The sequence below is a fragment of the Lentzea sp. NPDC004782 genome, assembly GCF_040609115.1.
In the GTDB taxonomy this organism is placed as follows: Bacteria; Actinomycetota; Actinomycetes; order Mycobacteriales; family Pseudonocardiaceae; genus Lentzea.
Genome location: NZ_JBEXJN010000025.1, coordinates 129,844 through 141,889, shown reverse-complemented (window position 1 = coordinate 141,889; position 12,046 = coordinate 129,844). Strand labels below are relative to the sequence as shown.

Genomic DNA, 12,046 nt, shown 5'->3' with positions numbered 1-12,046 from the left:
AGCTTCGTTTTCCGCAACCCGCCGCCTGGTGGGGTGGATGATGGGCGCCTTCCTCCACACCAGGTGGAAGAAGGCGCCCTTCATCCACGTAGCTGCCCAGCACGGGTTTCTGACAAGACCTCTGGCAGGGGACCGACCTACGCCCCCGGTGTCCGCACCAACGGCGGATACAACACCGCAGCCGGCCCCCGCCGATAAAGAGCGGCCGGCCGTCCCCCGTCCCGAGTGGTCGTCTCCCCAGTGGCTTCCAACAGCCCGGGAACCCCAGTCACCTTCCGATGAAAGTTGCGGGGGTCCAGCGAAACCCCCCACACGATCTCGTAAACCCGCCGCAGCTCGGCCACCGTGAACTCAGCGGGACAGAACTCAGTCCCCAACGGCGTGTACTCCAGCTTGGCCCGAGCCCTCTCCACCCCATCGGCCAAGATCCGCGAGTGGTCGAACGCCAACGAGGAAACCTCGGCAACCGGCACCCAGGAAGCCGCAGCGGCATCGGTCCCGGCCACAGGCACAGGCAGGTCAGGCGCCAACGCCAGGTAGGCCACCGACACGACCCTCATCCGCGGATCCCGCCGAGGCTCCCCGTACGTGGCCAGCTGCTCCAGGTGCAGGCCGGACACCCCCGTCTCCTCAGCCAGCTCCCGGACAGCAGCGGCATCCACCGACTCGGCCACCTGAACGAACCCGCCGGGCAACGCCCACCGCCCGCGGAACGGGGCCTCCCCGCGCCGGACCAGCAGGGCGCACAGCGCGTCGGACCGCACGGTCAGCACCACCAGATCGACCGTGACCGCGAAGGGCGGGAAATCACTTGGCGAGTACACGTCCCCGAGTATAGGGTTATCGTCAGATTGACGACAAGGAGAACGACGATGGCCGACATCAGCAGCTACCCCGGGCTCAGGCACCTCAGAGGAGCCCCCACGGTCCACATCAGACACATCCGCAAGGGCAGGGTGGTCCACGAGGGCACCGGCCTGAGCTTCTGGTTCCGCCCCAGGACCGCCGTCCTGAGCGAAGTCCCGGTGGACGACCGCGAGCTCCCGATGCTCTTCCACGCCCGTACCAGCGACTACCAGGACGTGACGGTCCAGCTGACCGTCACCTACCGCTGCACCGACCCCGAGACCGCTACCAACCGGATCGACTTCTCGATCGACCCCGACACCGGCACGTGGCGCCAGGACCCGCTGAGCCAGATCGCCAACACCCTCACCGAGAGCACCCAGCAGCACGCCCTCAAGATCCTCGGCACCCTCGACCTCGAAACCGCCATCAAGACCGGCGTCGAGCGGGTCAAGCAGGCCGTCGGCGAGAACCTGACCGCGGACCACATCGGCCTGCAGATCATCGACGTCCGGGTCGTCGCCATCCGGCCGGACGCCGACATGGAGAAGGCCCTGCAGACCACCGTCCGCGAGAAGGTGCAGCAGGAGGCCGACAAGGCCACCTACGAGCGCCGGGCCATCGCCGTCGAACGAGAACGAGCGATCAGCGAGAACGAGCTGCAGAACCAGATCGAGCTGGCCAAGCGCGAGGAGCTCCTGGTCGTGCAACGAGGTGCGAACGCGCTCAAGCAGGCCGAGGACCACGCCAGGGCCAGCCGGATCGCCGACGACGCCAAGGCCGAGGGCATCCGCAAGCTCGCCGAAGCCGAAGCCGCGGGTGAGAAGGCGCGCCTGGACGCCTACAAGGAGATCCCGCAGGGAACGCTGTTCGCCCTGGCCGCCAAGGAGCTCGCCGGCAACCTGCCCGAGATCGGCAGCATCACGCTGACCCCGGACGTGATCCAGCCGATCCTGCAACGGCTCGCCCGATGAGCCTCGCGCCGCGAATTGTGCTGGTGCACCGGCGCACCGAACTGACAGAGTTGCTCGCACGGCATGGCACGCGGGGTCAGGTCGAGTTCTTCCTGAAGTCCCGCAACCGAACCCTGGACGAGGTGGTGGACCGTGACGAGCAGACCCGCCGGGCGCTGGGAGAGGTCAGCGCCGCCATCCCGCTGGACTGGCGCCGCGGCGTGGTCGAGAGGGAAGACCTGTCGCGGTTCCTGTTCGCGCCCGAGGACGTAGTCGTCATCGTCGGGCAGGACGGGCTGGTCGCCAACGTCGCCAAGTACCTCGACGGCCAGCCCGTGATCGGCATCAACCCGGAACGGGGCGTGCTGGCGAAACACGCGCCGCACGAAGCGAAAGAGCTCCTGCACAGCACCAGCGACACGGAAGAACGCACGATGGTCGAGGCCAGGACGGACGACGGCCAGACCCTCTGCGCGCTCAACGAGATCTACGTCGGCCACCCGAGCCACCAGACCAGCCGGTACCGGATCGAGAACGAACGCCAGGCGTCGTCCGGCATCCTCGTCGGCAGCGGCACCGGGGCGACCGGCTGGTGCTCAAGTGCCCACCGGGAAAGGAAAAGCCGGCTGAGCCTCCCCGAACCGACCGAGCAGCGGCTCGTGTGGTTCGTCCGGGAGGCGTGGCCGTCGCCGGGCACCGGTATCGAGCACACCGAAGGCGAGATCACCGGCGAGCCGCTGACGGTCGACGTCGAGTCCGACGGGCTGGTGGCGTTCGGCGACGGCATCGAGAGCGACGCGCTACGCCTCGGCTGGGGTCAGCGGCTGAGCGTCGGGCTCGCCTCCCGCCGGCTCCGCCTGGTGCGCTGAGCCGATCGCCAGCAGGCAACCGCCCGACAGCACGGCACCGCAGATCAGGTACACCGCGACGGCCCAGGTTCCGTAGCCCAGCAACGAGGTCGCGACGAACGGCGCCAGTCCTCCACCGAGCACGGCGCCGAGCTGGTAGCTCACCGCCACGCCGCTGAACCGCACCCGCGTCCGGAACAACTCGGCGAAGTAGGCCGCCATCGGCCCGAACAACGCTCCGGAGCCGATGAAGCCGAGCACCATCGCCGCGGTGAACCACCGCGCGTCCATGAGCCAGAACATCGGAAACGCGAACGCCGCCTGGAACACCGCACCGCCGAACATCACGGGCAACCGCCCGATCCGGTCCGACAGCCAGGCGAACACGGGTACGGAGACCACCTGCGCGAGCCCGCCGACCACCTGCGCCACCAGGAGGTCGTCCGGGGACATCCGCAGCGCCGCGCGGCCGTAGTTGATGGTGAAGACCGACAACACGAAGATGAAGATCTGGAAGCCGAGGTTCACGCCCGCACCGAGCAGCAGCACCCGCCACCTCGTGCGCACGACCTCGGCCAGCGGCAGCCGCGACTTCTCGGCGCGGGTGAAGCGCGGGCTCTCGGCCACCCGCAGCCTGATGTAGAGACCGATGCCGACCAGCACGACCGAGAACAGGAACGGCAGCCGCCAGCCCCAGGTCGGCAAGTCGGGGCCGGACACCCGCGACGACACGTACATCGCCAGGTTCGCCAGCACCAGGCCGATCGGCGACCCGATGAAGACCCAGCTGCCGTACCAGCCCCAGCGCCCCGGCGGCGCGTGCTCGACGGCCATCAGCGACGCGCCGCCCTGTTCGCCGCCCATGAAGAAACCCTGCAGGACCCGCAGCAGCACCAGCAGCGCGGGCGCCGCGATGCCGATCGAGGCGTAGGACGGCAGCAGCCCGATCAACGCCGTGGCGAGCCCCGTCACCGAAAGGGTGATCACGAGCATCGCTCGGCGGCCGAGCCGGTCGCCGAGGTGACCGATCACCGCGCCACCGAGCGGACGAGCCACGAAACCCGCGCCGAACGTGGCGAACGCCAGCAGCACGCCGACGCGACTGTCGAACTGCGGGAAGAAGATCTTGTTGAACACCAGCGCCGACGCCGTGCCGTACAAGAGGAAGTCGTACAACTCGATCGTGTTACCGATCGCGGACGCCACAGCTACTTTCCGTACCCCCGTCATCGTTCCAGCCTGGTCGAGGGATTGACACTGCGCAATGGCCCGGTCACCCTTCGCCTTACGTTCCTACTCTTCAGTAACGAGGTAGCAATGACGCGCCGAGTGACTGTCGTTTCCCTGCTCACCGTCCTGATCGCGGCACTCTTCGTCCCCACCGCCACGGCCGCGCCGAAGTACCGGAACTACGTCTCACTCGGAGATTCGTTCGTCTCCGGACCGTTCATCCCCCTGCAGCGACTCGACCCGCTGAGCTGTTTCAAGTCGACGCAGAACTACCCGTCCGTCGTCGCACGCGAGCTCGGCATCGCCGACTTCACCGACATCTCCTGCGGTGGCGCGCAGACGAAGGACATGTTCACCGCCCAGAGCGGCATCCCCGGCCAGTCCACCGCACAGCTGGCCGCGCTCAAGCCCGACACGGACCTCGTCACGGTCTCCATCGGCGGCAACGACATCGGCTTCATGGACATCATCCTGACCTGCGCCGGCAAGAGCCTGCTCGACCCGAACGGCGCGCCCTGCAAGGCGAACTACGGCGACGAGCTCGCGCAACGGGTCGACGCCACCGCCCCGAAGGTCGCCGCGGTGCTGAACGGCATCAAGCAGCGCTCGCCGAAGGCCAGGATCGTCGTGGTCGCCTACCTGCGGATCCTGCCGCCGTCCGGCGGCTGCTGGCCGATCGTGCCCATCTCGAAGGGCGACGTGCCGTACCTCGACAACGTGCAGAAGCAGCTCAACGGAATGCTCGGCGCCCAGGCCGAGGCCGCCGGTGCCACTTTCGTGAACCCCTACGACATCAGCCTCGGTCGCGACACGTGCGCGGCACCGTGGGACAAGTGGGTCGAGGGCATCATCCCGACGAGCCCCGCGTTCCCGGTTCACCCGAACGCCAACGGCATGGCTGCGGTGGGTGAGCAGGTCGCCGCGGCACTCGCCGGGACGGAATCAACCGGCGTCTAGTTGCACACCGTTGTGGCGGTTTACACGATCTGGTGTTACCGCTGAGTTGGTTGGAGTTCCGGGTCTTCGCCACGCCAGAGTGGTGGCATGGCAAAGACCCGACTCCTGTTTGCCTGCCTCGCGCTCGCCGCGCCGGTCGTCCCCGCGACGGCCCAGGCAGCGCCTCCCCCTGCATCAGGCCTGGTGCTGTCGTTGCAGCCGGAGATGGGCATCCTCAGCACCACCCAGCTCAACTGCGAACCGGCAGGCGGGCTGCACAAGCACGCCAAGGAGGCGTGCGACCAGCTCATCCCCGTCGAGGGCGACTTCCGCCGGCTGCCCGGCAGCGGCGCGATGTGCACGATGGAGCTGAACCCGACCAAGGCGATCCTGCGCGGCAAGTGGCGCAACAAGAAGGTCGACTTCCAGCAGGTGTACTCGAACCCGTGCGTGGTGCGCGCGTTCACCGGCGAGGTCTTCGACTTCTAGGCCGCGTCACCGGTGTTCCAGCGCACCGCCGTCGCGCTGGAACACCGGTGACGTTCTACGTCGGCAACCCCCAAGACGGCGCCGGAGCACCGATCACCGGGCCGACGTTCAGGTCCGGCCTGTCGCCGTCGCGGTGGATGACGGCCTCCTCACCGCGCCCCAGCTCGATGCGCAGATCTCCGTTGGGCAGCACCGAAAAGCGCTTCGGGCGTCCCCAGCGGTCCCGCACCACCGGGTTACTGATGTCCGTCCGCACCACGCACGGCGCACCGGCCTCGCTGCGCAGCTTGATCCACCGCGTGGCGCCCTTCTGCCGTGAGGCCGACAGCAGGAACGCGCCCTGCGTCCGGAAGTTGCCGAGCGAGATCTCGGGCCACGGAACGGCCGGGAACACCCGGATCACGCCACCCCAGCTCTGGCACAGCATGTCGTACATGGACTGCACCGCGGACAACGGCGTCTCGATGACCGGACCGGACTCCTGGTACATCGTGTTCGGCTTGATGTACCGGCGCATCAGCTCACCGAGGTAGAAGTCCGCCTTGTCACCGCGCAACATCTGCGCGCTGATCGACGCCGCGCCGGTGAACGTGTAACCCTGCAACGCGCCCTCGAAGCTGATCCAGTGGTTCAGCGACGTCTCGATCACCTGCCGCTGCGCCGGGTCCTCCCACGTGACCTCGTAAAGCGGGTAGATCTGCAGCAGGTGCGAGTAGTGCCGGTGCGACTTCGCGAACGGCACCCCGGCGCCGATCATGAACCCGTTGGCGTCCACGGGATACGGCGTGAGGTTCGCGAGCGTGTCCTGCCATTTCGGGATCAACGGGTCGTTGACGCGCAACGACTTCGCGGACTCCAGCAACGTCCGGCAGCCCCACCGGATCAGCGCGAGGTCGTAGTTGGTGTCGGGCGAGTTCACGCCGTACTCGGGCGAGAACGTGATCGGCAGGTGCCACTTGCCGTCCGAGCCCCTGGTCAGGAAGTGGAAGTAGTAGTTGATGGCCCTGCGCAGCAACGGGAACAGCACGTTGCGCAGGATCCGGTCGTCCATGGTGTGCCGGTAGCTCAGCCAGACGTTGTGCAACGTCCAGGTCAGGTTGCCGACCTCGGGCGTCGGCACCTCCTGGCCGGGAACGCCGACGCCGTAACCGGAGTTGCCGATGCCCGCGCCGTTGTTGAGCACCGTGTCGGTGGTGCGCGGCATGCCGGCCGAGTCGTGCCGGTACTCGGCGGGAACCTGCTCGACGAGCGCGTCGCGGTACCTGTCGACCGAGTACGTGACGGCGTCGAAGTCGAGGTGGTTGGAGCCGTGGATCAGCCAGTACTCCAGCTGCACGTTGAGGTTCCACCACGTGTTGGGCCACGGCGTGTTCTCCAGCCACGGCCCGCAGGTCGCGATCGCGGGCGCCTCCCTGCGCGCCGCCGAGGCGAACTTGTAGAGCTGGATCCAGTAGAACGCCTGCAGTCTCTTGTCCGGAATGGACAGGAAGCTCCTGCGGTAGAAGTCGTGCCACCACAACCGGTGGTCGACGGCGAGACCGTCAACCGAGCCGCACCGGACGTTGCCGATCGCCTTGCGCACCGCGGTTTTCGCCGGATGTGACCACGCGACGCTGGTGAACAGCGTGCGTCTCGTGCCACGGGTGACCTCGCGCCACGCCGTCACGTGCTCGCCGCCCGCGTTCAACGGCTGCACGGCCAGTTGCACGTCACCGGAACTCGTGAGCTGCACGGGCGGGTTGTCGGTGAAGCCCGCCGGTGCGGGCTTGTTCCACTTCGGGTCGGTGCGCGGGCTGATCGCCTTGAGCGGGTGGAAGACCCACCTGAACGCGCGCTCGCCCTCGCTGGCCTGCACGTCGATCGCGTAGAGGTCGCGCTTGGTGTGAATGAACGCGCGGATCCTCAGGCTGCCCGCGGCGGTCGTGATCGTGCCGGTCAGCTCGGCGTTCCACAGGTCCAGGCGCAGGTCGACGCCGGTGATCGCGCCGACGGGTTCGAGCGTGAAGTAGCCGATGGGCAGCCGGGCGAGGCCGAACAGCGCCCCGAACTCCGGCCGGTGGTCCTGCACCTGGGAGTGCTGGACGTTGAACCTGATCGCGTTGGCGTTCGGCTCGGCGTAGATGCCCGACCCCAGGAAGCCGTTGCCGAGGTACGGACCCTCGAACCAGGTCGTGGGCATCTTCTTCCAGATGAGATCCGATGACCCGATGAAGTCCTGCCAGTTGAAGCTTTCGCCGGCGGAGGCGCTGCCAGGGAGCAGCGTACTGCCCGCTACCCCGGCCAACGCGCCTCCGATCAGCGTGCGCCGGTTGAGTTCGACCACTTTCGGGCACCTCACTTCGCTGTGCGGTCAGGTCCTCGCGGCGGCGATTCATCGGATCTTTCGTGAGGTCCCGGTCTGAGTCAAGGGGCGTACCCGGGCACGAGACCACGGGGGCTTCGCGTTCACCGCGATCGGCTTCCCGATCACGTTCCTGCTGCTGGCCCTGGGCACCCGACGTATGCGACCACTCGTTCCCCACCGGCCGCGCCCTTGACCAATCAGGTTTGCAATGCAAACCTGATTGCAGTCGAGTGCAGTTGGGGGACTGATCATGACTGAAGATCCGCGGGGTCTGCTCGTCGAACTGGCCGCGATGCGCAAGCGCGTCCGCGCGGACCGGCACGGGTACTGGCTCGTCGCGCTGCTGTGCGGTTATCTCGCGGTCGTCCGGTGGTACCGGTGGCGGGCGGCGCAGGTCGGCGTGGAGACGCCGACCTCGCTCTACGCCCAGGTCACGATCTTCCTGCTGGTGCTGCCGCTGATCGGCGTTCCGGTACTGAGCAAGCTCTTCTTCGGCCTGGCCGACTGGCAGCTCGCGCTGCCGATCACCGCGGCGGTGATCGTGGCGGCGACGTGGCGCGTGCGCAGCGTCGTCTTCACGCTCGCGGTGCTCGTGCTGTTCGGTCTCGCGCACTTCGTGACGGTCTACCCGTACGGCCCGATGCTCGTGCTGGCCGCGGGACTGGCCGGGCTCGCCCACCTGGAACGCAGCGCGGTGTGCACGGTCACCGTGGCGATCTTCACCGCCACCGCGCTGTTCGTGAACGAGGCGAGCCGGTTCGGGTTCACCCGGCCGTACGCGGTCGAGCAGTACGCGAGCACCGCCCTGCCCGCGGTCGTGCTCCTGGCCGGGGGGATCATCGGATCCGTGCGACGGGAGATGGGCGGATGAGCGAGAACCCCACGGCGGGGCTGGACGACACCGTCCACCAGCGACACCGGCTCGGCGTGCTGACCATCGCGGCCGAGACGAAACGGGTGGAGTTCTCGTACCTCAGGTCGGTGCTGGAACTGACCGCGGGCAACCTGTCGCGGCACATCACCGTGCTGGAACAGGCCGGCCTGGTCGAGGTCGAGAAGGGCTACGAGGGCAAGCGCCCCAAGACGTGGCTGCACATCACCGAGGCCGGCCGCACCGCCCTCGCTGCGGAGATGGCCGCGCTGCGGGCACTGCTGGACCGGCACGACAGCCTCTAGAACTGCCTGCGGTACACCGAAACGTCGTCGCGCCACACGCCGAACTGGTCGGAGGCGGACTGCACGATCGTCATCTCGTTGAGGTTGCCCAGGATCCGCCACGCCCGCGCAACCGCTTGCGCGCCCGCGTAGGCGATCGTGCAGAACCGGCGCGGCTCGACCACCGTGCGCACGCGGTCGACCTTGCCCACGCTCATCGGCGTGTCCTGCCACAGGTCCAATGTGTACCCGGTGCGGATGGGATCACCCGACCCCAGCACGCCCTCGATGCTGACGATCAGCCGCTCGCCGTCCAGACTCAGGTCGTAGTGACCGCTTCGGGGTGGCGTGCCGCCGGTGTACGCGGAGCGTGCCGGATCGAGCACCCAGTGTCCGAGAAACGGCACGAGGTCGTCACTCATGTGTGTCTCCTTCACGGAACCTGCGCCACTGGCGGATTGTCCGGCGCATCGAGGTGGGCGACCATCACCCGATGAGTTATGAGACGGGCGTTCGGTGGAAGTGGATACCGTTCGTCGTGCTCGGCTTCGTGCTGCTGAGCTGGATCGTGTTCGAGGCGCTCGACCTGATCGACTTCGAGGGAGTGATCACGTGGGTGCGTGGCATCGACCCGGTGTGGGCGGCGGTGGCGATCTTCGTCCTGCTCGTCCTGGACGTGTTGCTGCCCGTGCCGTCCACTCCGCTCATCGTGCTGGCGGGAACGGCACTCGGCCTGCCGCTCGGGCTGGCACTCGCGATCGTCGGATCCCTGGGTTCCTCCGCCGCAGGATACGCGCTCGGGAGGTATGCCGGACCGTGGCTGGTGCGCCGCGTTGTAACCATTGAGGAACTAACCGAAATGCGGCGCTGGGGCCGTCAGTTCGGGCCCTGGTTCTTCGGGGTGGCGCGCGGCATTCCGATGATGGCGGAGACCGTGTCCGTGTCCGCGGGTGTCTCACGGGTGTCGTTTCAGTCCTTCATGTTCTACACCCTCGTCGGAACCGTGCCGATTTGCGCCGCCTACGTCTTCGCCGGTTCGAAAGCCGAGACGGTCGAGCAGATCGTGATGATCAGCGCGGTCGGCTTCCTGGTCACCGTCGGGCTGTTCTACCTGCTGCGACGACTCGTGAAGGCGTCGCCCTAGAAAAATCGCTGGCGCGGCGTGGTTGCATGGATGTGCGCCCGGTGCGCAGCGGAGGGTTACTTCTGGTTGCTCAGGTTCGACTCCTGAAGCCGGTTTCGGCCGGTCTTCGCTCACCTCGGTGAGCACGTCACCTTCCGCGACTTGATCTCGGGCGCCCACAACTCCATCCCCCCGGCCGAATTAAATCGCTGGCGCGGCGTGGTTGTATGAGAATCGCACCCGGTGCGAAGCCAACGGTTACTTCGTCTTCAAAACGCAAATGTCCCGTTGGCGGTTTGATCTCGGGAGCGCACAACTTCACACGTGTCCGGTGCGCAGCAGAGGGTTACTTCCACCTGGGATGGGCGGGTCGCAGGTTCGAATCCTGCCGGCCATCGCGGCCGTAGCTCAGTCTGGCAGAGCAGCAACGTACCTTCCGCGACCTTGATCTCGGGCACGTGTGGAGTTCGTGGGCTCCCCTTCTTTTGTTCTGAGGGGGAAGAGCCGATGGCGAAGTTCAACATCTTCCGCGCACGTCCGGCGGGCACCAGCCCGATCGCCACGGTGCCGACGCCGACCGTCCACACCTACGAGGGCGGTGACGGTCACGTCCGCGACACGAAGTCCGAGCTGTTCCTGCTCGCCGTGTCGAACATGGGCGGCGAGAACACCTTCTACGAGTCCGGCGCTCAGCGCGACACCCGGTTCGCTCAGCTCGTCCACGAGGCGGCGCTCACGGATCCCGTGTGGACCGCACGCCTGCTGAAGTGGCTGCGCGGCGAGGCGAACATGCGCACCGCGTCGCTCGTCGGCGCCGCCGAGTTCGTCCACGCCCGGCTCACCGCCTCCTCCGACGCGGGCGTCACCAACCGCGCGGTCGTCGAGTCGGTGCTGCAGCGCGCGGACGAGCCGGGTGAGCTCCTCGCCTACTGGACGAGCACGAACGGCCGACGCGTGCCGAAGCCGATCAAGCGCGGCATCGCCGACGCGGTCCGGCGGCTCTACGACGAGCGCGCGGTCCTCAAGTGGGACAGCGACGCCCGCGGCTTCCGCATGGCCGACGTGCTGAACCTCGTGCACCCCTCGCCCGCCGCGTCGTGGCAGGGCTCGCTGTTCCAGCACGTGCTGGACCGCCGCCGCACCCCCGACGTCGCGGTGCCGGAGGCGCTGCGCGTGATCGCGGCCCGGCGTGAGCTCATGACGTGGCCGGTCGAGCAGCGCCGGGCGTTGTTCGACCGGCCCGACGCGGCCGACGTGCTGCGCGGGGCCGGGATGACGTGGGAGGCCGTGGCCGGATGGCTGCAGGGTCCGCTGACGAGGCAGGTGTGGGAAGCGCTCGCGCCGTCGATGGGTTACATGGCGTTGCTGCGCAACCTGCGCAACTTCGACGAGGCGGGCATGTCCGACGAGGCGGCGGCGAAGGTCGCGGCACGGCTGGCCGACCCCGGCCAGGTCGCGCGCTCGCGGCAGTTCCCGTTCCGGTTCCTGTCGGCGTACGAGGCGGCACCGAGCCTGCGCTGGGGCCACGCCCTGGACCAGGCGCTGCAGGCGTCGCTCGCGAACCTGCCGGCACTGCCGGGCCGGTCGCTGGTCCTCGTCGACACCTCGGCGTCGATGACGCACGGCACGATCTCGGCGAAGTCGAAGGTCACCCCGGCCAAGGCCGCGGCGGTCTTCGGTGTCGCTCTGGGCGCCAAGGGCGAGCAGGTCGACGTCGTCGGGTTCGCGGACGGCACGTTCCGGCACGACGTTGCACGCGGAGCGTCGGTCATCCGCGAGATCGACCGGTTCCTGCAGCGGATCGGCGAGGTCGGGCACGGCACCGACATCGTCGGGTCGCTGCAGCGGACCTACCGGGGCCACGACCGCGTGTTCATCATCTCGGACATGCAGACGATCGGCGGCCACTACAGCCAGGGCGTCGCGGACGCCGTGCCGCGGCACGTGCCGATCTACGGCTTCAACCTGAACGGGTACCGGCAGGCGGCGTTCGCGACCGGCCGGGCCAACCGCCACGAGTTCGGTGGCCTGACCGACGCGACGTTCCGGATGGTTCCGCTGCTCGAAGCAGGCCAGAACGCCGACTGGCCGTTCTGAGATGAAGGGCGCCTTGTTCCACCTC

At 67.9% G+C, this 12,046-nt stretch carries 12 protein-coding genes; 8 read left to right on the top strand and 4 right to left on the bottom strand.

From position 1 onward, the window contains the following. Positions 1 to 137 precede the first annotated feature (137 nt). Positions 138 to 824: an NUDIX domain-containing protein gene (locus ABZV40_RS23900; protein ID WP_355445414.1), complete on the bottom strand. Its 687-nt coding sequence runs from the start codon at positions 822 to 824 to the stop codon at positions 138 to 140. A gap of 48 nt (positions 825 to 872) precedes the next feature. On the opposite strand from ABZV40_RS23900, the gene ABZV40_RS23895 reads away from it, so the two are divergent. Next, on the top strand, positions 873 to 1,820 hold the full coding sequence (locus tag ABZV40_RS23895) for an SPFH domain-containing protein (protein WP_355445411.1): 948 nt from the start codon (positions 873 to 875) through the stop codon (positions 1,818 to 1,820). Next, complete coding sequence (locus ABZV40_RS23890; protein ID WP_355445408.1) at positions 1,817 to 2,668, top strand: hypothetical protein; 852 nt, start codon at positions 1,817 to 1,819, stop codon at positions 2,666 to 2,668. The genes ABZV40_RS23895 and ABZV40_RS23890 overlap by 4 nt, the downstream gene beginning before the upstream one ends. Here the strand turns inward: ABZV40_RS23890 and ABZV40_RS23885 are convergent. Next, complete coding sequence (locus ABZV40_RS23885) at positions 2,600 to 3,877, bottom strand: MFS transporter (protein ID WP_355445405.1); 1,278 nt, start codon at positions 3,875 to 3,877, stop codon at positions 2,600 to 2,602. The genes ABZV40_RS23890 and ABZV40_RS23885 overlap by 69 nt on opposite strands. 99 nt (positions 3,878 to 3,976) lie before the next feature. Here ABZV40_RS23885 and ABZV40_RS23880 point away from each other — a divergent pair, with 99 nt between their 5' ends. Then, positions 3,977 to 4,834 carry an SGNH/GDSL hydrolase family protein gene (locus tag ABZV40_RS23880; RefSeq protein ID WP_355445402.1) on the top strand — a complete coding sequence of 286 codons (858 nt, stop codon included), beginning with the start codon at positions 3,977 to 3,979 and terminating at the stop codon, positions 4,832 to 4,834. Positions 4,835 to 4,921: 87 nt separating this feature from the next. Further along, a complete protein-coding gene (locus tag ABZV40_RS23875; RefSeq protein ID WP_355445399.1) occupies positions 4,922 to 5,302 on the top strand; it encodes an SSI family serine proteinase inhibitor in 381 nt (126 codons plus the stop codon). 55 nt (positions 5,303 to 5,357) lie between these two features. On the opposite strand, the gene ABZV40_RS23870 is transcribed toward ABZV40_RS23875, so the two are convergent. Next, positions 5,358 to 7,625 (bottom strand): Tat pathway signal sequence domain protein, encoded by a 2,268-nt coding sequence (locus ABZV40_RS23870; RefSeq protein ID WP_355445396.1) that lies wholly within the window; start codon positions 7,623 to 7,625, stop codon positions 5,358 to 5,360. Positions 7,626 to 7,896: 271 nt separating this feature from the next. Between ABZV40_RS23870 and ABZV40_RS23865 the strand changes: the two genes are divergently transcribed. Continuing rightward, on the top strand, positions 7,897 to 8,517 hold the full coding sequence (locus tag ABZV40_RS23865; protein ID WP_355445393.1) for a hypothetical protein: 621 nt from the start codon (positions 7,897 to 7,899) through the stop codon (positions 8,515 to 8,517). Further along, entirely contained in the window at positions 8,514 to 8,822 is a 309-nt protein-coding gene (locus tag ABZV40_RS23860) for a transcriptional regulator (protein ID WP_355445391.1), read from the top strand. Before ABZV40_RS23865 ends, ABZV40_RS23860 begins: the two co-directional genes overlap by 4 nt. Here ABZV40_RS23860 and ABZV40_RS23855 read toward each other — a convergent pair. Then, positions 8,819 to 9,223, bottom strand: coding sequence for a hypothetical protein (locus ABZV40_RS23855; protein ID WP_355445388.1), 405 nt, complete (start codon positions 9,221 to 9,223; stop codon positions 8,819 to 8,821). The two genes, ABZV40_RS23860 and ABZV40_RS23855, sit on opposite strands and share 4 nt — an antisense overlap. Positions 9,224 to 9,294: 71 nt before the next feature. Between ABZV40_RS23855 and ABZV40_RS23850 the strand changes: the two genes are divergently transcribed. After that, positions 9,295 to 9,945 carry a VTT domain-containing protein gene (locus ABZV40_RS23850; protein WP_355445385.1) on the top strand — a complete coding sequence of 217 codons (651 nt, stop codon included), beginning with the start codon at positions 9,295 to 9,297 and terminating at the stop codon, positions 9,943 to 9,945. 486 nt (positions 9,946 to 10,431) lie between these two features. Next, positions 10,432 to 12,021, top strand: coding sequence for a TROVE domain-containing protein (locus ABZV40_RS23845; protein WP_355445382.1), 1,590 nt, complete (start codon positions 10,432 to 10,434; stop codon positions 12,019 to 12,021). Positions 12,022 to 12,046 lie beyond the last annotated feature (25 nt).

Coding starts and splice junctions, on each gene's coding strand:
- ABZV40_RS23845 (WP_355445382.1), top strand. CDS start 10,432: ATGGCGAAGTTCAACATCTTCCGCGCACGTCCGGCGGGCACCAGCCCG.
- ABZV40_RS23860 (WP_355445391.1), top strand. CDS start 8,514: ATGAGCGAGAACCCCACGGCGGGGCTGGACGACACCGTCCACCAGCGA.
- ABZV40_RS23875 (WP_355445399.1), top strand. CDS start 4,922: ATGGCAAAGACCCGACTCCTGTTTGCCTGCCTCGCGCTCGCCGCGCCG.
- ABZV40_RS23850 (WP_355445385.1), top strand. CDS start 9,295: ATGAGTTATGAGACGGGCGTTCGGTGGAAGTGGATACCGTTCGTCGTG.
- ABZV40_RS23890 (WP_355445408.1), top strand. CDS start 1,817: ATGAGCCTCGCGCCGCGAATTGTGCTGGTGCACCGGCGCACCGAACTG.
- ABZV40_RS23855 (WP_355445388.1), bottom strand. CDS start 9,223: ATGAGTGACGACCTCGTGCCGTTTCTCGGACACTGGGTGCTCGATCCG.
- ABZV40_RS23885 (WP_355445405.1), bottom strand. CDS start 3,877: ATGACGGGGGTACGGAAAGTAGCTGTGGCGTCCGCGATCGGTAACACG.
- ABZV40_RS23895 (WP_355445411.1), top strand. CDS start 873: ATGGCCGACATCAGCAGCTACCCCGGGCTCAGGCACCTCAGAGGAGCC.
- ABZV40_RS23865 (WP_355445393.1), top strand. CDS start 7,897: ATGACTGAAGATCCGCGGGGTCTGCTCGTCGAACTGGCCGCGATGCGC.